Genomic DNA, 17,298 nt, shown 5'->3' with positions numbered 1-17,298 from the left:
ATGGTCCTTGCAGTCATTGTCGGGTTGTTTGAGTTCAGCGGGCGGCCTGCACGGCCTGTTGCTGTTGCAGGGCGGCATCGAGGAAGCGAGGCTCGATCCAGTCGGCGACCTGGAAGCCACGACGAATCAGGCGCTCCTTGGCAGCCAGGTCGACGCCCTGCTGCAGCTGGGCAACGAATTCGGCGTCCAGGCGGGGATCGAAGTAGTGGTCGAGGTTTTCCTTGGCCAGGTCGTCGTTGAGAATGCTGCGCGGCCAGTTGGCATTGCTGGCCACCAGGTCGATATAGGCCTCGCGGTTGTTTTCGTCGCGCAGCCAGGCACTGGCCTGCTGCTGGGCGTTGACCAGGCGCTGGACCAGCTCGGGGTATTGGCGGATGAATTCACCCGTGCCCAGCAACACCGCCTGGGTGCTGCCGGCGCCTTCCAGGTCACGCGAGTTGACCGGCAGCTCGACCAGCCCGCGTTCACGCAGCGACAACAGGTTGGACAAACCCCAGGTAGCGTCGACCTGTTTGGCGGCCAGCGCGGCGTTGGCGGCGTTGAAGTCCAGGTTGATCACCTTCAGTTCGCGCTCGGTCAGCCCCTGGCTGGCCAGGGCACTGGCGAACGACAGCTGGTTGGCGGTGCCGCGGAACACCGCCACGCGCTTGCCCTTGAGGTCGTGCAGGGTGTTGATGCCAGAACCGGGCACCACGCCCAGGTAACTCTTAACGCCACGCACGCCCGCCGACAGCACGCGGGTATCCAGGCCATTGGCCTTGCCGACGATAGCGGCCAGGTCGCCGAGGTAGGCGAAATCGGCCTGACCGTTGGCCAACGCCTCGTTCACCACCGGCCCGGCCCCTTTGAAGAAGTGCCAGTCGATGCGGATGCCGTCCTTGGCGAATTCCTTCTCCAGCAGTTGCTGATCCCGCAGCACATCGACCACGCCACCGGCGCTGGGCTTGCTGCCCGCGCTAAGGTCGGGCACGGCGATGCGAATGCTCTGCGGCTTGGCCGGCTCAGCCGCGTGGGCGCTAAGGGTAAAGGCCAGCCCAAGGGCGGTAATCAGGTGGCGCAACGGGGTTTTCATGGCAAGGCTCCTTGGCAGGCTGCCACCGGCGATGGCCGGCGCTTTGGCCAGAAGCTAGGCAGGTCTGGTTAGAACCTACAAAGATCAAAACTTCATTTTTTAGTAACTGGATTGCATAAATCAGGCGCCATGCGGGCCCGCGCGGAGCTTGCGGAAAACGCATGGAAAATATGAGGAAAACGCAACGGATAAGGGCTTCCGTATGCATGGGACGCATGCTCTTATCTCTTGAAAGTCGCTTTTTGAATTTTTTAATTCCATAAGTGAATAAACTAACAACGCTTCGAGAGATGGCCGATGAATGGAATTCTGAGCAGGAATCGGGGGGGGCCGCCACGCAACCCATTCGCGGCGCAAGGCCGCTCCCACAGGGACCGCGTCCACTCTGCTGAGCGGTTTCTACCTTGGGTGTTGCCTGGGGCGATTGCGCTGCTTTGGCTGGTAGCCAGCCGGCAGCACTGGATGAGCGAGCAGATCCTGCCGGCGCCGGCGTTGGTGTGGCAGAGCGCGCTGGAGTTTGGCTCTGGCGAACTGTGGGGGCACCTGTGGATAAGCCTGCAAAGGCTGCTCTGGGGGCTGGCGGTTGGCATTGGCAGCGGGTTGTTGCTGGGCGTTTGGCTGGGTGCTTCACGGCAGGCGCAGACGCTGGTGCTACCGACCTTCGTGGCACTGGCACAAATTCCGACCCTGGCCTGGATTCCGCTGTTCATGCTGTTCTTTGGCATCGGCGAACTGCTCAAGCTAGTGGTGCTGGTAAAAGCCGTGGTGGTTCCCGTCACCTTGCACACACTGGTGGGTGTACGCGATGCCCAACCCAAACTGCGGGAGGCCGCAGCGGCCCTGCGCCTGCCTCGCCACCTGTTGTTCCTGCGCTTGTTGCTGCCGGCTGCCCTGCCCGCCTTTCTCACCGGCGTGCGCCTGGCCCTGGCCACCGGCTGGACTTCGCTGCTGGCGGTCGAGCTCTTGGCTTCCAGCGAGGGCATCGGCTACCTGATGGTGTGGGGGCGACAGCTGTTCATGCTCGACTTGGTGCTGCTGTGCATTCTGGTGATCGGCCTGGTCGGTGCCGTGCTGGAGCGCGGTTTCTCTACCTTGGAAAAACGCCTTTTGTACTGGCCGCAACCTGCCACTGGCGAACAGCAGCGCGGGCCGCTGCCACGCGGCTGGCAAAGCTTGCTGCTGCCTCTGGCGCTGCTGACGCTATGGCAGGGCAGCAGCAGCTTTGCCTGGGTCGACCCGAATATCCTGACCTCGCCGCTTGAAGTGCTGCGCACCCTACTGGTGGGCCTGGCCGATGGTTCGCTACCACAGGCCTTGCTGCTGAGCCTGCAACGCGCCCTGAGCGGCTTGCTGCTGGGCGGCGGCGCCGGCCTGCTGGCCGGTTTGCTGCTGGGGCTGTCCAGCAATGCTGAGCGCCTTTTCGGGCCGAGCCTGACGGCGTTGCGTCAGGTGGCGCTGTTTGCCTGGGTGCCGTTGCTCACGGCCTGGTTCGGCCTAGGAGAAGGGGCCAAGCTGGTGTTCGTCGGCCTGGCCGCGTTCTTCCCGCTGCTGATCGCCACCCAACGCGGCATTGCCAGCCTGTCGCCGCAGTTGGGCGAAGCAGCCCGCACCCTGCGCCTGAACCTCTGGCAGCGCCTGCGCCTACTGGTATTGCCCGGCGCGGCCCCGGCAATCTTCGCCGGCTTGCGCCTGTCGCTGATCTATGCCTGGCTGGGCACCATCGGTGCCGAGTACTTCATGCCTTCGGACGGCGGCATCGCCAGCCTGATGATCGGCGCCCAGCAACTGTTCCGCATGGACCAGGTCATGGCCGCCATGGTCCTGATCGGCCTGGTCGGCGCCCTGCTCGGCACCCTTGGACAACGCCTCGAATCGCGCGCCACGCGCTGGAGAACCGCATGAACGCCTTCAACACCTCCCACCTGCAAGCGGCCAACCAGCCCGATACCACCCCACCCCTGGTCAGCTTCGAGGGGGTGGGCAAGGTGTTCAGCGTAGACGGCCAGCCACTCGAGGCCATTCGCAACTTCAACTTATCGATCAACCAAGGCGAGTTCATTGCCATCGTCGGTGCCTCAGGGTGTGGTAAATCCACCCTGCTACGCCTGCTGGTGGGGCTTGATACCGACTACAGCGGCAACATCCGGGTCGACGGCCACGGTGTCAGTGGCATTGGTGGCGAACGCGGAATAGTCTTTCAGGAGCATCGGCTGTTCCCCTGGCTTAGCGTCGAGCAGAACATTGCCCTGGGCCTGGTCAACGAACCGCTGACCCAGGGTGAGCGCGCCCGGCGGGTGCATGAATTCGTGCAGTTGGTGGGCTTGACTGGCTTTGAATCAGCCTACCCGCACCAATTATCCGGCGGCATGGCCCAGCGCGTGGCGATTGCCCGCGGCCTGGTGGCCAGCCCGCGCATTCTGCTGCTGGATGAGCCCTTCGGCGCGCTGGATGCATTGACCCGTCAACAACTGCAGGACGAACTGCTGGCCATTCGCGAACGAGCCGGCATCACCACGCTGCTAGTCACCCATGACGCCGAAGAAGCCACCTACCTGGCCGACCGGGTGGTGGTGCTGGAGCCACGCCCAGGGCGGATCAAGGCGGTGGTGGAGATCGACCTGCCGCACCCACGTTTGCGCACCGGCGTAACATTGCACGGCCTGCGCGAAAAGGTGCTGCACCAGATTACTGGCGACGGCGGTTACCTGCCGATACCAGCCCGCCGGGTGGAAGGCTTGAGGCCCGAGCTGATCGCGCTGTGAAGTTGCCCCGTGCCTACAGGGGGCCACGCGTGTAACCGGTAAAAACAGCCACAGATCAAGGCGATGGACGTCATCGGCGCAGATGGGTATTATGCGTGCGCGTTGCACTCGTAGCTCAGCTGGATAGAGTACTGCCCTCCGAAGGCAGGGGTCGTGGGTTCGAATCCCGCCGAGTGCGCCATATCAAAAAGCCCTGGGCCTGCGCCCGGGGCTTTTTCATTTGTGCGACAGGTCGCGTTTCTGGCACTCCCGTGCCAAGGGTCATTGGTGTTAGCGTGGGCGTCTTCCCGTTTTCTGACGGGTAACCCACAACAATGACTGGCGAAGGAATGCACGCAACCATGCACCTGAAAAAACTCACCGCCACCACCCTGCTGCTGGCCAGCATCGGCCTGTTCACCCAGCCGGCCCAGGCCAACCTCACCCAGCAGCAGTCCGCTGCCATCGTCAAAGCCTTCGACGGCAGCGACCCAAGCGACTTCAAGCAGTTCCTCGGCAAGCTCAAAGGCAGCGACCTGGCCAAGGTCGACAACCTGGCGGCAACCCTCGATGCCTACTTGGCCAGCAAGCCCTTGGCCGCCGAGCAGCAGAACGAGATCAACCGCCTGCTGGGCCTGTACACCCGCATCAAGTACGGCAAGGCCGCCAGCGAAACCCTGCGAGAACTGGTGGCCATCCCCACCTTCAACGTGGAGGGCACGCCGCAACACGAGAACCCCGAGTTTCTCAAGATCGCTGACAAGATCAAGGCGCTAGCGGATAGCTTCGGCCTGGCTTTCCGTAACATCGACAACCGGGTGTACGAAATTTCACTGGGCAGCGGCAAGCAAGTGATCGGCCTGCATGCTCACGCCGACGTGGTGCCGGTCAACCCGGATAACTGGAAGCTGGCCGATGGCACGCGCCTGGACCCGTTCAAGGTCACCCTGGTTGGCGACCGCATGTACGGCCGCGGCACCGAAGACGACAAGAACGGCATTGTCGTAGCGATGTACGCGCTAAAAGTGGCCAAGGACGAAAACCTGCCGCTCGCCCGGCAGTTCAAACTGCTGATCGACACCACCGAAGAAACCAGCGGCGATGCCATCCCTTACTACTTCGAGCGCAACCCCACGCCCGACTACAATCTGGCCCTGGATGGCGGCTACCCGGTGGTTATCGCCGAGAAAGGCTATGGCACGGTCATGGCTAGCTTCAGCAAGCGCACGGCCACTGGCAAGGGTGCAGAGATCGTCAACCTGACCGGCGGCCTGGCCACCAACCAGATCCCCACCACTTCGGTCGCGACCCTGACCACCGACAACCCGGCAAAGTTGGCCGCGCAGCTGCAAAAAGCCGGTACCGAGTACGTGAAGCGCAACGGCGGCGATTTCAGCATCGATGCCAAGGCTGACGGCAAGCAGGTGTTGCTCACCGTGACGGGCGTGTCGGCCCACTCTTCGGAGCCGGAGTCCGGGGTCAACCCGGTGGCGCGCATGCTCGGCTTCATCAACGGCCTGGGGCAGCAGGTGCCGCTCAAGCACAACCACTTCACCGATGCCGCCCGCTACGCTGCCGACAACTGGGGCCTGGACTACCTGGGCAACAAGCTGGGCGTGGCCTTCAAGGACCCGTTTATGGGCCCACTGACGGCGTCGCTGACTTTTGTCGGGGTGGATGACAAGGGCCTGAAGCTGGCGGTGAACCTGCGCATTCCCAAAGGCAAGGCAATCGCCACGATCAAGGACGAACTGGCCGACAAACTGGGCAAATGGACCCAGCACAGCCACACCTCGGTAGCCTTCGACTACAGCTTGGACGAGCCGATGTACCGCAACCCCGAGGGCGAATGGGTCAAGGCCCTGCTGGCCGTGGCTAGCGAGAACCTGGGTATGAAGCACGAGTTCGGTACCTCGGCGGGTGCTACCTCGGTGCACGACCTGCCCAACGGCGTGCAGTTCGGCCTGGCCATGCCGGACGTGAAATACACCGGGCACAACGACAACGAGTTCAAGACCGTGGAGCAGTTCATGCTGGACCTGCAGGTAGTGAGCGAGATGGTGGCACGGGTCGGGCAAATGCCTGAACTCTGATTGGCTGTACCCGCCTTTTCGCGGGCACGCCCACTCCCACAGGTGTCGCACCGGCTTTGATGGCTGTGTAATTCCTGTGAGAGCGGGCAAGCCCGCGAAGAGGCCAGGCAACCCCCCTTCATGACGTTTTTCAATCGACTCGATGCCGTTTCCTGCATTGCCGTGCAGAGCGTCGTGCCGGATGCTTTATTTACTCCGAGACATCGCTTTTTTCCACCCGCAGAGGCCCGTATGAAGACCGTCGAACAAATCCTCAAGACCAAGTCCCAGCACCACACCGTGTACACCATCGGCCCGGATGACTCGGTACTCGACGCACTGAAGCTGCTGGCAGAGAAAAACGTCGGGGCGCTGCCCGTGGTCGAGGGTAACCAGGTGGTGGGGATCGTCAGTGAACGGGACTATGCACGCAAACTGGTGCTCAAGGGCCGTTCGTCCGCCGCCACCCCCGTGCGCGAGATCATGAGTGCGCCGGTGGTCACCGTGGAACCGAAGCAGAACCTCGAGTACTGCATGAACCTGATGACCAACCGCCACCTGCGCCACTTGCCAGTGGTCAGTAACGGCGAACTGCTCGGCCTGCTGTCGATCGGTGACCTGGTCAAGGAAACCATCGCCGAACAGGCCCACCTGATCCTGCAACTGGAGCAGTACATCCGCGGCGAATGAAGCACCTCAATGGTAGGCGCGCTCCAACTCGTCCAGTTGATGGTCGAAGCTGCGCAGGCGCGCCGACCAGGTGTACACCAGCACTTCGAGGTCACGGTTGAGCACAGCGGTATTGCCATGGCCGCTGGCAGTCGGCTCACCCAGATCCAGCTGGTAGCGTTCACGGGCCATGGCCTGGGCGACGCTGGACAGGTCGCGGGCATTGGCCAGCCAGTGGTGGTGATGGTCATGTATTTCGCGGTCGAGCAACCGGCACTGGCGCTTCAGCGCGTCCAGGCTCTGTTCAAGCGGTGTGCCACGCAGCTCGCCCATGACCTCTTCGAAGGTTCGCCCCGAGTGCCAGTAGCTACCCCAGAAGTAGCGGTCGAACACCGTTTCGACGCGGCGTAGCGCGACTTTGGTGTTCCAAATGGTCAGCAACGTTCGCCCCTGCACCACTTCGCGTTTGTTCAGGTGCAGCTGCTGCCAAGCGATCCAGGTCAGCGCCACCAGTACCACCGCCACTGTGACAGCGGCAGCGGCATACAGGAAATGCACCGCCTGGTTCATCTGCTGTGTCTGCCTGATGCCATAGAAGTAACTGGCCGTCAGGGTGCCCAGGATCGTCACGGAGCACCAGAAACCTGGTGCATAGGGATCTTTCATCGCGCTATCCCCTTATTGTTTTCCTGAGCATAGCAACGGCCAATCACTCGTCAGGTGCCGCTCGGCGCTTTATTTTCGGGGGCGGCGCAAGGCCTCGTTAAGTTGATCGAATGGCACTGCCCAATCAGCATCCTCAATGATGCTGTCCTTGAGGAAGCCACGCTGGGCATCGGTCCAGAACGGCGCATCTACCAGCTTGATTTCATTCTTCAGTGGCGAGTGGCTGGCAATGAACTGATCGATGCTTACCGCATCGTCAGGCAGGCCCAGTTGTTTGAACAGGTCGGCAAAGGGATGAATCGGCGCTTCCATGGTTCCTCCTGAGTGCCAGGCAAGCCGTCCACGACGCCCGCCTGGCATGGGTGTGAAAACATCAGCACAGCTCGCGCACTTCGGCGTGCGGCACCAGTTTCATGTACTGCTCCATGCTCATGTGGATCAGGTGATCGTGGTCACCCGCCTCCAGGTAGACATCACCTTGGCGGGTAAGGCTCGGGTCGAGCAGCATTTTTATCTGGTAAGCATCGCCAAGGGCCGGTACGGCACCGCGCTCACAGTCGCCGAACAGGCTCGGCAGGCCGCTTTCACGGGTTAGTTGCCAGGCCCCGGACATGCGTACCTTGCTCATGTCCAGATGCCGATTGGCCGGCAGCACGGCCATGATGTAGTTGCCATGACGGTCATCGAGCATGACCGACTTAGCGACCCGTTCGGCGGGTACGCCGGCCGTGCGGGCCGACTCCAGGCTGGTGGCCGAATGGGGATGGGGAATGATGTCGTAGTCGCAGTTCGCCTTGTCCAGGCGAGCCTGCAGGGTCTTTGCCATACGCATGATGCACCTCCGGTTTCGCCCCCCAATTTCCAATTTTAGGCCGGCTACCAGCAGGCAGGGCTAAACTTGTGCAATACAGGCAAACGAGGTGACGACAGGTGATCGCCCGCTGCTGGCGCTGGCTGTTGCTGCTGATGTTGCTTGGCACCGCGCCAGGCGGCCAGGCAGCGCCCGGCGCAGTCTGGGTGCTGGGTATCGACGATGCCATCGGCCCGGCCAGCGCCGATTACCTGGTGCGCAGCCTCGCCCAGGCCCAAGCGCAGGGCGCGCAACTGGTGGTGATCCGCATGGACACCCCAGGCGGGCTGGACAGCGCCATGCGCCAGATGATCAAGGCGATGCTCGCCAGCCCCGTACCGGTCGCCACTTTCGTCACCCCCAGCGGCGCCCGCGCCGCCAGCGCCGGCACTTATATCCTGTACGCCAGCCATGTTGCGGCCATGGCGCCCGGGACCAACCTGGGCGCCGCCACGCCCGTGCAGATCGGCGGCATGCCAGGCGCGACCAAGGGCGAAAAGGCCAATGGCGGCGATGACGAAACCCTCGCGCGCAAACAGGTCAATGATGCAGCGGCTTATATCCGTGGCCTGGCGCAGTTGCGCGGGCGCAATGCCGAATGGGCGGAGAAGGCCGTGCGTGAGGCGGTCAGCCTGTCCGCCAGCGAGGCTATGCGGCTGAACGTGATCGACTTGGTGGCCGATGACCTGCCCGACCTGCTGCGCAAGCTCGACGGCAAAACGCTCACTGTCGTGGGCCAGCCCCTGCAGTTGCATACCGCCGGCGCCAGCCTGGTCGAGCACTTGCCGGACTGGCGTACACGGGTGCTAGCGGTAATCACCAACCCAAGCGTGGCGCTGATCCTGATCATGATCGGTGTGTACGGCCTGCTGTTCGAGTTCATGAGCCCGGGCTCGACGGTAGGCGGTGTAGTTGGTGGTATCTGCCTGTTGCTGGCGCTATATGCGCTGCAACTTTTGCCGGTGAGCTTTGCCGGGGTGGCGCTAATAGTGCTCGGCATCGCCTTCATGATCGCAGAAGCGTTCTTGCCCAGTTTCGGTGTGGTCGGTTTTGGCGGCATTGTCGCCTTCGTGGTCGGCGCGCTGATCCTGATCGACACCGACGCCCCCGGTTTCGGCATTCCGTTGGGCTTGATCGGCACCCTGGCGCTGCTTTCGGCACTGCTGCTCGGGGGCGTGCTGGGCATGGCCCTGAAGGCACGCCAACGCGCGCTGGTTAGCGGTGACGCCGGCCTGGTCGGTAGCCTGGTCACCGTCACCCAGGTTATGGCGGGTAACCCGTTCTGTGGCGCCGTGCTGGCCCAGGGCGAGCAATGGCAAGTGCAGTGCACAACGCCGCTGCAAACGGGCCAGAACGTGCGAGTGATCGCGCGCCATGGCGTGATGTTGGAAGTGAGCGCCGCTGCGCCCGCGGCGCAAGGAGAATGACCATGTTCATGCAGGTGGGTTTCGGCGCGGTGCTGATCGTGCTGGCGATGCTGTTGCTGTCGGCGTTCCGCATTCTGCGCGAATACGAGCGCGGCGTGGTGTTCCAGCTGGGGCGTTTCTGGCAGGTGAAGGGGCCAGGGCTGATCCTATTGATCCCGGTGATCCAGCAAATGGTGCGGGTCGACCTGCGCACTGTGGTGCTGGATGTACCGCCGCAGGATGTGATCACCCGCGACAACGTCTCGGTCAAGGTCAACGCCGTGGTCTACTTCCGCGTGCTCGACCCGCAGAAGGCGATTATTCAGGTTGAGGATTTCCTGGTAGCAACCAGCCAACTGGCCCAGACCACCCTGCGCGCGGTGTTGGGCAAGCACGAACTGGATGAGCTGCTGGCCGAACGCGAGCAACTGAACCTGGACATTCGCCAAGTGCTGGATGCGCAAACCGACGCCTGGGGCATCAAGGTGGCCAACGTCGAAATCAAACACGTCGACCTCAACGAGTCGATGGTGCGCGCCATTGCCCGTCAGGCCGAAGCCGAGCGCGAACGGCGGGCCAAGGTGATCCATGCCGAGGGTGAGTTGCAGGCGTCGGAGAAGTTGATGCAGGCGGCGCAGATGTTGAGCAAGGAGCCGGGGGCGATGCAGTTACGCTATATGCAGACGCTGGGGACGATTGCCGGGGACAAGAGCTCGACTATTGTCTTTCCGCTGCCGGTGGATCTGCTCAAGGGGTTGGTGGACAGGCAAAAATAGCAGGGGCCCATTCGCGAGCAAGCCCGCGAATGGTCTATATGCGATCTGTCAGATTGGCGCGCGGCGCAGGGTAGCCAGGAAGGTGGCCGCACCAATGAACAGCCCGGCAAAGGTCCGGTTCAGGCGCTTCTGCTGCTTGGGCGTACGCAGCAAACGCAATACCCGCGCAGCCAAGCCGGTGTACCCCGCCATTACCAGCATGTCCACGGTGACCATGGTCACGGTGATCGCCACATACTGCGGCAGCAGCGGTGCCTGCGGGTTAATGAACTGTGGCAGCACCGCCAGCATGAACACCAGTGCCTTGGGGTTGCTGACATTGACCAGGAAGCCACGGAATACCAGGCTGAGCGGCTTGCCCAGCGGGCGCACGCCGGATTCATCGCTCATGTCCATCGGCAGGGCACGCCACTGCTTGTAGGCAAGGTAGACCAGGTAGGCGACGCCGAACCATTTGATGAGCTGGAAGGCCGTGGCCGAGGCGGCCAGCACGGCACCCACACCCGCGGCGATGATGGCGATTTGCAGGATCAGGCCCAGTTGCAGGCCCAGGGCGTTCCAGTACCCACGCCAGAAACCGTATTGCAGGCCGCTGGACATCGAGGCAATCGCCCCGGCACCGGGTGAAAGGCTGATCACCCAACAGGCGGCAAAGAAGCCTAACCATACTTCCATCGACATTACACACCTCGCTCGAGCATATGTTGCAAAACGTTAAGCTAAGGTGTTGATGAAAAAATAACCAGAAATTTCTGAAGGATTTATTTTCCCTCGACGGGTGCCTCTTGGTGCATGGACTACACCTCTGCCCCGCGCCAGCGCCGCACCGACTTCTGGAAGAACTGGCTATTGGGCACCTGCACCAGCGCCCCGCCCGCTTCGGGCAGTTCCATCAGGGTGGTGAACAGCAGGTTGATAGCGATAACTCGGCCCTTGACGCCCGGCTTGTCCAGGGTATCGACCAGCTCGACCACGTCACCGATACGAAATGGCCCGACGGTGAAGATCAGTACCGCGCACAGCAGGTTGGACAGCACGCTCCACATGGCGAAGAAAGCCACCGCCGCCACCGCGACGAAGCCCGACAACGCTGTCCACAATACGGTTGCCGATACGCCCAGGCGCTCCAGCACGAACAACAGCGCACTGCCCATGATCAACCAGCGCAGCCCGCCGCGCACCGGCACCAGCAGCTCCGGCGGCAACGGGTAACGCTGGCTCAGGCGGCTTAGCCCGCGGGCGATGATGCGCTGCAGGACGAACGCCGCCACCAGGATCAACAGGATCTGCAAGCCCAGCCAGAAGGTGTCCATCCATTGCCCAGGTAGCAGCGAACGCAGCTCCTCCATCAGGACAGCGCCTCGAGCTCGGCCTGCATGCTTTCGAGGGTTTCCAGGGCTTCCATCCAAGCCTCTTCCAGTTCGCCTTCGCGCTGTTTCAGCTTGGTCTGGCGCGCCAGCAGGTCACGCAGTTGGTCCTTGCGTGCTGCGTCATAAAGGTCACCGTCACCCAGTGCGGTCTCGATCTCGGCCAGGTGCGCGTGCACTTGGTTGAGCTCGGCCTCCAATTTGTCGGCGGCCTTTTTGTGCGGGGCCAGTTGCTGGCGCAAGGCTGCGGCAGCCTGGCGCTGGGCTTTCTTGTCGGTCTTGTCCGGGTTGACCGGGGTGGTACTGGCCGGGGCGCTGCGCTGGCGGAACTCAACCAGCCAACGGCTGTAGTCGTCCAGGTCGCCATCGAAGGTTTCGACCTTGCCGTCCGCCACCAACAGGAAGTCGTCAGTGGTGCTCTTGAGCAGGTGACGGTCGTGAGACACCACTACCACGGCACCGGCAAACTCCTGCAACGCCATGGTCAGCGCCAGGCGCATTTCCAGGTCGAGGTGGTTGGTCGGCTCGTCGAGCAGCAGCAGGTTTGGCCGCTCCCAGGCGATCAGTGCCAGCGCCAAGCGGGCCTTTTCACCACCGGAGAAGTTCACCACCGGCTCGTCGGTGCGCTCGCCATGGAAGTCGAAACCGCCAAGAAAGTCGCGCAGCGTCTGCTCGCGCTCGCTGGGGGCAATACGCTGCAAGTGCAGCAACGGGCTGGCCTTGTCGTCCAGCGAGTCCAACTGGTGCTGGGCAAAATAGCCCACGGCCAGGTTCTCGCCGCGCACCAGGCGGCCGGACAGCGGCTCAAGCTCGCCGGCAAGGTTTTTGATCAAGGTCGACTTGCCCGCACCATTAGGGCCGAGCAGGCCAATGCGCGCACCCGGGGTGAGCTGCAACTTGACCTTGTCGAGGATGGCCTTGTCGCCGTAGCCCAGGCGGCCTTCGGACAGGCTCAGCAGCGGGCTGGAAATTTTATGCGACTCGCGGAAGACGAAGTCGAATGGCGAATCGACGTGCGCCGCCGACAGTTCTTCCATGCGCTCCAGGGCCTTGATCCGGCTTTGTGCCTGGCGGGCCTTGGTGGCTTGGGCCTTGAAGCGGGCAATGTACTTTTCCATGTGCGCGCGCTGCGCCTGCTGCTTCTCGTAGGCCTGCTGCTGCTGAGCCAGGCGCTCGGCACGGGTGCGCTCGAAGGCGGTGTAGCCGCCCTTGTACAGGTTCAGCTTGCGCTGTTCAACGTGCAACACATGGTCGACCACGGCATCGAGGAAGTCACGGTCGTGAGAGATCAGCAACAGCGTGCCAGGGTAGCCCTTGAGCCAGTCCTCCAGCCACAGGATGGCATCCAGGTCGAGGTGGTTGGTGGGCTCGTCGAGCAGTAGCAGGTCGGACGGGCACATCAGTGCCTGGGCCAGGTTCAGGCGCATCCGCCAACCACCGGAGAAGTCGCCAACGCGGCGGTCCATCTGCTCGTTGGTGAAGCCCAAGCCCGCTAGCAACTTGCGCGCGCGGGCGTCGGCGGTGTAGCCGTCGGCGCTTTCCAGCTCACTGTGCAGGCGCGCCAGGGCAGTGCCGTCGTGGGCCTGCTCGGCTACGGCCAGTTCGGCCTGGACCTTGCGCAGGCGCAAGTCGCCATCGAGCACATAGTCCACGGCCAGGCGGTCGAGGGTGTCGACCTCCTGGCGCATGTGGGCGATGCGCCAGTCGCCGGGCAGCTGGCAATCACCACCATCGGGCGACAGCTCACCGCGCAGCAACGCGAACAGGCTGGATTTTCCGGCGCCGTTGGCGCCGATCAGGCCGGCTTTGTGACCGGTGTGCAGGGTCATCTCGGCGCCTTCTAGCAGGCGCTGCGGACCACGCTGTAAAGTGAGGTTGGATAGTCTGATCATGATGGTCGCGGAGTCTACCAGCTTCGCCGGCCCATAGCGCGAGTGCAACCATGTACACCGACCTGTGGAATTACGCCCTGGCCCTGTATGCCAAGCCCGGCGTGGAAGCAGCCTGCCTCGACCTGCAGGCGCAAGGTGGCGATGTGTGCCTGCTGCTCTGCGCTACCTGGCTGCAAGCGCGTGGCGTGGCTGTGCTGGACCAGCGCGCACAGGCGTTGCGCGAAGTGGCCGAGCCCTGGCAGCGTGAAGTGGTCGCGCCGTTACGCAGCCTACGCCAACAATGGCGGGCGGCAGCGCAGGGCGATGCGCAACTGATGGTGTTGCGAGAACACGTGAAGGGCCTGGAATTGCAGGCCGAGAAGGCCTTGCTGGAGCGCTTGCAGGACTGTGCGCGACAGTGGCCCGCGGACGCCCATGAGCCCGCGGGTGACTGGCTGGCCCGGCTGGCGCCAGACCAGGCCCGCCACCACGACGCGCTGGATGGGTTGCGCGTCGCGGCGACCGCGCTTCAGGATGCCGAAGATGGCGTTTGAGCCGGTACGCTGGCGGGTGCCGAAGGGGCTACCGAAGCGCCTTGGGTGGCCGAGTTGGTTGCCGCGGCCGGAGTGCTGGCGGCAGGCGCAGCCGGTTTGGCTTCGGCGGGCTTAGTTGCTGCGGGTTTGGCGACAGGTTTGGCGGCCTTACGGGCAGGGGCTTTTGCCGCAGCGGGTTTAGCGGCTGGCTTGGCTGCAGGCTTGGCAGCAGCAGCTTTAGCTACTGGCTTGGCTGCAGGCTTGGCGGCAGCAGCTTTGGCTACTGGCTTGGCCGCAGGCTTGGCAGCAGCGGCTTTGGCTACTGGCTTGACTGCTGGCTTGGCAGCAACAGCTTTGGCTACTGGCTTGGCCGCAGGCTTGGCAGCAGCGGCTTTGGCTACTGGCTTGACTGCTGGCTTGGCAGCAGCAGCTTTGGCTACTGGCTTGGCCGCAGGCTTGGCAGCAGCGGCTTTAGCTACTGGCTTAGCTGCTGGCTTGGCAGCAGCAGCTTTGGCTACTAGCTTGGCCGCAGGCTTGGCAACAGCAGTGGCCTTGGCAGGCGGTTTGGCTGCAGCGGCGGTTTTGGCCACAGCAACCCGGGTAGCAGGTTTGGCGGAGACCGGCTTGGTGGTCTTCGCAGCACGCTGATCAAGCGCCTTGGCGGCGGCTTCGCGAACCTTGCCTACACCTTGGGCAAGCTTGAGGCTGTCCTGGGCGTCGCGCTTGAGTTGCTGGATATAAGAGCGGGTTTGAGATTGACGGTCCTTGAGGGCATCGAGCAGCTCTTCAAGCTCGCCAATGGCTTTTTGCGCCTTGTTCTGCGCCTTGGCTTTACCTGCCTTGGCCGCCCCCTGCAGTTTCAGACGACCGTTGTGCAGTTTTTCCTGAGCCTTGACCCGTTGCTTTTCCAACTTGGCCAGCAGTTTTTCCGCATCAGCCAGCGCTTGGGTGCAGGCATCTTCCAAATGTTCGAGCAGGCTGCCCGAAAGTTGCTGGAGCAGGTGTAACGGCGTACTTACTGGCTTCTTTTTGGCCGACATGGTTTACCTCCTGGCTGACGAGATTGCGGCTCATACTATGCTTCTGCTGCTACCGCCGCTAGGGCATGTTGACAGTAATATTTACGCCGCGTTGCATGCCTGGGCAAAGTTGTTATCTTGCAGCTCCGTGCAAGTGTAGTTGCTGAATAAATCATTGCTGATATTTACCAATTATCTGAATTGCCCCGCGCCCCTGAGCGACCTTGTGTCGCGCCTACAAGGATCGCGAGCACACAATACAAAACTGAACGCTGGCATACTTCCACGCTCATTGGCGCAGGAACTGACCATGCCTCGATATCTTGTTTTAGTTTTATGCCTGCTGGCGCCTGTCGCCTTAGCTGACAGCGACAACCGAGACCTTGCCTACAGTCTTGGCGCCAGCCTGGGAGAGCGGCTGCGCCAGGAAATGCCCGGCCTGCAACTGGATGACCTGGTCGAAGGCCTGCGCCAATCCTACCAAGGGCAACCGCTGAAGCTCGACAAGGCACGCATGCAGGCCGTGCTTAAGCAGCATGAAGCGCAGGAAGGCGATGCCGCTACGCAGAAGCTGCAAGCTGCCGAAACACGCTTTCTGGCCAACGAGCGCGGTCGCTATGGCATGCACGAACTACCGGCAGGCGTGCTCTACAGCGAACTGCAAGCAGGCACCGGTACGCAGCCCAAAGCCGGTGGCAAGGTTCAGGTGCGCTATGTGGGCAGACTGCCGGATGGCTCGGTGTTCGACCAGAACCAGACGCCGCAGTGGTTCAGCCTGGATTCGGTGATCGAAGGCTGGCAGGTAGCTTTGCCGCAGATGCACGCCGGCGCCAAATGGCGCCTGGTGATTCCATCGGCACAAGCCTACGGTGCCGAGGGCGCGGGTGACCTTATCGCACCCTATACACCCTTGGTATTCGAAATCGAATTGCTGGCGGTTGGTGACTGACACCAACCTTCAGGCCTGCACCGCGCCCTCTTCCTTGTGCGCGTTATGCAGCACTTCGATCAGGCAGTCTTCAAGTTCGAAGCGTTCGTGCAATAGGGCACCCAACTTGGTCAGCTTCTCGGCGAAGCGTTCGGTGTCCTTGCACTCTGCCTTGGCGCAATGGTCATTGAAGGCCAATGCGATCTGGGTGATATCGTTGATTCTTGGGTTGATCTCTTCGGCCAGCTTCAGCGCCTTTTCGTCATCGAAAGCCTTGGCCTCACTGACCAGTTGCTCACAGACTTCGAAATGCCACGCCGAAACGTAGTCGACAAGGAGAGCGCAAAAGTCCCCGTTCGTGTCCTTGTCGGCGAAGGCAGGCTTCGCATCGCGCAGGGCACCGAATGCCTGCACCAGCTCCTGGCGCTCCTCTAGCCAACGATCGATCAGCTTGTGAACCCCACCCCAGCGTTCCTGGGCATTCTGACAACTATCGAGCATGGCAATCTCTTCCCTTCTGGGTAGATGCCGCTGCACCTCGCACCACGACCGCGCAGCACAAAGGTGACATCAGCAGGACGGCATCGAGCAGTTGTATTTTCGGTATGCGTGCTGGGAGATTATTCCCGCGCGTGCTGCCCTTCAAGGTACGCAGCGGACAAAGTTCATACAAGTGTTTAATACCCTGTCACAACGCCATTGGTCGCGCTATGGGCTCAGCCTTGCGCCAGGTCAAGTTCTTGCCAGGGTGCGGAAACGATACGCCAGCAGACAGCTCAGGGGTAGCGCCGCCAGCAGCAGGAAGGCCAACAGGCTCCATTCCGGCAGCGTCAGGTCCAGAAAGCTCCAGGCCAGCGAGTGGCAGTCTGGGCCGCCGAGCAACAATTGCCGCACCGCCTCGCCCCAGGATTGCTCGAACACCCGCCCAATCGGCACCGGGCACACCTGAATGGCCCCCCCAGCGCCCTGCAGCCAGACATGCCGTGCCGCCAGCAACGCGCCCCCCAGCGAGCACCCCAGCGTCGCCCGCGCGTAGCAGCGAATACCCTGCGAGCCCGGCGCCTGCAGTACAGCCGCGAGGCACAGCAGCGCGTATGCACCAAGCAGCAGCCGCTGGCTGAAGCACAACGGGCACGGTACCAACCCCAAGGCGTTTTCCAGGTGCAAGGACACACCCAGTACCGCCACTGCGGCCAGGCAGGCGGGGAGGAAAAAGGTGCGCAAACGGGCCGGCAGCATGGGCGGTTAAGGTCCCGGGATGATGAATTAGCTTGAAACGGTAGAGGAAAGGCAGGCTTTGTTTCAAGGCGCGACAGCAGCGACAAGTC

Annotated in this window: 18 protein-coding genes and 1 tRNA gene; 9 read left to right on the top strand and 10 right to left on the bottom strand. The window is 62.5% G+C overall.

Features of this window, described 5'->3' with window-relative positions; translation table 11 throughout:
• Nucleotides 1-34 precede the first annotated feature (34 nt).
• Complete coding sequence (locus DV532_RS00880; protein WP_056806069.1) at nucleotides 35-1,072, bottom strand: ABC transporter substrate-binding protein; 1,038 nt, start codon at nucleotides 1,070-1,072, stop codon at nucleotides 35-37.
• 297 nt (nucleotides 1,073-1,369) lie between these two features.
• Here DV532_RS00880 and DV532_RS00875 point away from each other — a divergent pair, with 297 nt between their 5' ends.
• From DV532_RS00875 to DV532_RS00855, 5 genes are all read left to right on the top strand, one after another.
• Entirely contained in the window at nucleotides 1,370-2,974 is a 1,605-nt protein-coding gene (locus tag DV532_RS00875; RefSeq protein WP_082477168.1) for an ABC transporter permease, read from the top strand.
• Nucleotides 2,971-3,834, top strand: a complete 864-nt coding sequence (locus tag DV532_RS00870) for an ABC transporter ATP-binding protein (RefSeq protein ID WP_056806071.1) — start codon at nucleotides 2,971-2,973, stop codon at nucleotides 3,832-3,834. The genes DV532_RS00875 and DV532_RS00870 overlap by 4 nt, the downstream gene beginning before the upstream one ends.
• 104 nt (nucleotides 3,835-3,938) lie before the next feature.
• Nucleotides 3,939-4,015: transfer RNA gene (locus tag DV532_RS00865), tRNA-Arg, on the top strand.
• A 160-nt stretch (nucleotides 4,016-4,175) separates the two neighbouring features.
• Complete coding sequence (locus DV532_RS00860; protein ID WP_056806072.1) at nucleotides 4,176-5,906, top strand: dipeptidase; 1,731 nt, start codon at nucleotides 4,176-4,178, stop codon at nucleotides 5,904-5,906.
• A 231-nt stretch (nucleotides 5,907-6,137) separates the two neighbouring features.
• The gene (locus tag DV532_RS00855; RefSeq protein ID WP_056806073.1) at nucleotides 6,138-6,575 is read left to right on the top strand and encodes a CBS domain-containing protein; all 438 of its coding nucleotides are present in this window, start codon (nucleotides 6,138-6,140) and stop codon (nucleotides 6,573-6,575) included.
• Nucleotides 6,576-6,581: 6 nt separating this feature from the next.
• Here the strand turns inward: DV532_RS00855 and DV532_RS00850 are convergent, their stop codons facing one another.
• From DV532_RS00850 to DV532_RS00840, 3 genes are all read right to left on the bottom strand, one after another.
• On the bottom strand, nucleotides 6,582-7,220 hold the full coding sequence (locus DV532_RS00850; RefSeq protein WP_056806075.1) for a hypothetical protein: 639 nt from the start codon (nucleotides 7,218-7,220) through the stop codon (nucleotides 6,582-6,584).
• A gap of 69 nt (nucleotides 7,221-7,289) precedes the next feature.
• Nucleotides 7,290-7,532: a DUF2789 domain-containing protein gene (locus tag DV532_RS00845; RefSeq protein ID WP_056806077.1), complete on the bottom strand. Its 243-nt coding sequence runs from the start codon at nucleotides 7,530-7,532 to the stop codon at nucleotides 7,290-7,292.
• A 61-nt stretch (nucleotides 7,533-7,593) separates the two neighbouring features.
• Nucleotides 7,594-8,052, bottom strand: a complete 459-nt coding sequence (locus tag DV532_RS00840) for an aminoacyl-tRNA deacylase (protein ID WP_056806078.1) — start codon at nucleotides 8,050-8,052, stop codon at nucleotides 7,594-7,596.
• Between the two features lie 98 nt (nucleotides 8,053-8,150).
• Between DV532_RS00840 and DV532_RS00835 the strand changes: the two genes are divergently transcribed.
• Together DV532_RS00835 and DV532_RS00830 are read left to right on the top strand one after the other, a co-directional pair.
• Nucleotides 8,151-9,497 carry a nodulation protein NfeD gene (locus DV532_RS00835; RefSeq protein ID WP_056806080.1) on the top strand — a complete coding sequence of 449 codons (1,347 nt, stop codon included), beginning with the start codon at nucleotides 8,151-8,153 and terminating at the stop codon, nucleotides 9,495-9,497.
• Between the two features lie 2 nt (nucleotides 9,498-9,499).
• Nucleotides 9,500-10,252, top strand: a complete 753-nt coding sequence (locus tag DV532_RS00830) for a slipin family protein (RefSeq protein ID WP_056806082.1) — start codon at nucleotides 9,500-9,502, stop codon at nucleotides 10,250-10,252.
• Between the two features lie 48 nt (nucleotides 10,253-10,300).
• Here the strand turns inward: DV532_RS00830 and DV532_RS00825 are convergent, their stop codons facing one another.
• The 3 genes from DV532_RS00825 to DV532_RS00815 form a co-directional block, all read right to left on the bottom strand.
• The gene (locus DV532_RS00825) at nucleotides 10,301-10,933 is read right to left on the bottom strand and encodes a LysE family transporter (RefSeq protein ID WP_056806088.1); all 633 of its coding nucleotides are present in this window, start codon (nucleotides 10,931-10,933) and stop codon (nucleotides 10,301-10,303) included.
• 116 nt (nucleotides 10,934-11,049) lie between these two features.
• Nucleotides 11,050-11,601 carry a mechanosensitive ion channel family protein gene (locus tag DV532_RS00820; RefSeq protein ID WP_056806091.1) on the bottom strand — a complete coding sequence of 184 codons (552 nt, stop codon included), beginning with the start codon at nucleotides 11,599-11,601 and terminating at the stop codon, nucleotides 11,050-11,052.
• Complete coding sequence (locus tag DV532_RS00815; RefSeq protein ID WP_056806212.1) at nucleotides 11,601-13,511, bottom strand: ATP-binding cassette domain-containing protein; 1,911 nt, start codon at nucleotides 13,509-13,511, stop codon at nucleotides 11,601-11,603. The genes DV532_RS00820 and DV532_RS00815 overlap by 1 nt, the downstream gene beginning before the upstream one ends.
• Nucleotides 13,512-13,561: 50 nt before the next feature.
• Here DV532_RS00815 and DV532_RS00810 point away from each other — a divergent pair, with 50 nt between their 5' ends.
• A complete protein-coding gene (locus DV532_RS00810) occupies nucleotides 13,562-14,044 on the top strand; it encodes a TIGR02444 family protein (protein ID WP_056806094.1) in 483 nt (160 codons plus the stop codon).
• Here DV532_RS00810 and DV532_RS00805 read toward each other — a convergent pair.
• Nucleotides 14,020-15,063 (bottom strand): AlgP family protein, encoded by a 1,044-nt coding sequence (locus tag DV532_RS00805; RefSeq protein WP_056806096.1) that lies wholly within the window; start codon nucleotides 15,061-15,063, stop codon nucleotides 14,020-14,022. The two genes, DV532_RS00810 and DV532_RS00805, sit on opposite strands and share 25 nt — an antisense overlap.
• Nucleotides 15,064-15,352: 289 nt before the next feature.
• Between DV532_RS00805 and DV532_RS00800 the strand changes: the two genes are divergently transcribed.
• The gene (locus tag DV532_RS00800) at nucleotides 15,353-15,991 is read left to right on the top strand and encodes an FKBP-type peptidyl-prolyl cis-trans isomerase (protein ID WP_056806100.1); all 639 of its coding nucleotides are present in this window, start codon (nucleotides 15,353-15,355) and stop codon (nucleotides 15,989-15,991) included.
• Nucleotides 15,992-16,000: 9 nt separating this feature from the next.
• Here DV532_RS00800 and DV532_RS00795 read toward each other — a convergent pair whose 3' ends face one another.
• Together DV532_RS00795 and DV532_RS00790 are read right to left on the bottom strand one after the other, a co-directional pair.
• A complete protein-coding gene (locus DV532_RS00795) occupies nucleotides 16,001-16,471 on the bottom strand; it encodes an Rsd/AlgQ family anti-sigma factor (RefSeq protein WP_056806103.1) in 471 nt (156 codons plus the stop codon).
• Between the two features lie 231 nt (nucleotides 16,472-16,702).
• Nucleotides 16,703-17,209: a disulfide bond formation protein B gene (locus DV532_RS00790; protein WP_056806106.1), complete on the bottom strand. Its 507-nt coding sequence runs from the start codon at nucleotides 17,207-17,209 to the stop codon at nucleotides 16,703-16,705.
• Between the last annotated feature and the right edge of the window lie 89 nt (nucleotides 17,210-17,298).

It is taken from the genome of Pseudomonas sp. Leaf58, from assembly GCF_003627215.1.
Classification (GTDB): Bacteria; Pseudomonadota; Gammaproteobacteria; order Pseudomonadales; family Pseudomonadaceae; genus Aquipseudomonas.
This window is presented reverse-complemented; position numbering and strand designations above follow the sequence as displayed.

Bases quoted from the DNA above. Each gene is read 5' to 3' on its own strand.
- DV532_RS00830 (WP_056806082.1), top strand. From the start codon at position 9,500: ATGTTCATGCAGGTGGGTTTCGGCGCGGTGCTGATCGTGCTGGCGATG.
- DV532_RS00860 (WP_056806072.1), top strand. From the start codon at position 4,176: ATGCACCTGAAAAAACTCACCGCCACCACCCTGCTGCTGGCCAGCATC.
- DV532_RS00795 (WP_056806103.1), bottom strand. From the start codon at position 16,471: ATGCTCGATAGTTGTCAGAATGCCCAGGAACGCTGGGGTGGGGTTCAC.
- DV532_RS00805 (WP_056806096.1), bottom strand. From the start codon at position 15,063: ATGTCGGCCAAAAAGAAGCCAGTAAGTACGCCGTTACACCTGCTCCAG.
- DV532_RS00875 (WP_082477168.1), top strand. From the start codon at position 1,370: ATGAATGGAATTCTGAGCAGGAATCGGGGGGGGCCGCCACGCAACCCA.
- DV532_RS00850 (WP_056806075.1), bottom strand. From the start codon at position 7,220: ATGAAAGATCCCTATGCACCAGGTTTCTGGTGCTCCGTGACGATCCTG.
- DV532_RS00815 (WP_056806212.1), bottom strand. From the start codon at position 13,511: ATGATCAGACTATCCAACCTCACTTTACAGCGTGGTCCGCAGCGCCTG.
- DV532_RS00855 (WP_056806073.1), top strand. From the start codon at position 6,138: ATGAAGACCGTCGAACAAATCCTCAAGACCAAGTCCCAGCACCACACC.
- DV532_RS00840 (WP_056806078.1), bottom strand. From the start codon at position 8,052: ATGCGTATGGCAAAGACCCTGCAGGCTCGCCTGGACAAGGCGAACTGC.
- DV532_RS00825 (WP_056806088.1), bottom strand. From the start codon at position 10,933: ATGTCGATGGAAGTATGGTTAGGCTTCTTTGCCGCCTGTTGGGTGATC.
- DV532_RS00800 (WP_056806100.1), top strand. From the start codon at position 15,353: ATGCCTCGATATCTTGTTTTAGTTTTATGCCTGCTGGCGCCTGTCGCC.
- DV532_RS00790 (WP_056806106.1), bottom strand. From the start codon at position 17,209: ATGCTGCCGGCCCGTTTGCGCACCTTTTTCCTCCCCGCCTGCCTGGCC.
- DV532_RS00820 (WP_056806091.1), bottom strand. From the start codon at position 11,601: ATGGAGGAGCTGCGTTCGCTGCTACCTGGGCAATGGATGGACACCTTC.
- DV532_RS00870 (WP_056806071.1), top strand. From the start codon at position 2,971: ATGAACGCCTTCAACACCTCCCACCTGCAAGCGGCCAACCAGCCCGAT.
- DV532_RS00845 (WP_056806077.1), bottom strand. From the start codon at position 7,532: ATGGAAGCGCCGATTCATCCCTTTGCCGACCTGTTCAAACAACTGGGC.
- DV532_RS00880 (WP_056806069.1), bottom strand. From the start codon at position 1,072: ATGAAAACCCCGTTGCGCCACCTGATTACCGCCCTTGGGCTGGCCTTT.
- DV532_RS00810 (WP_056806094.1), top strand. From the start codon at position 13,562: ATGTACACCGACCTGTGGAATTACGCCCTGGCCCTGTATGCCAAGCCC.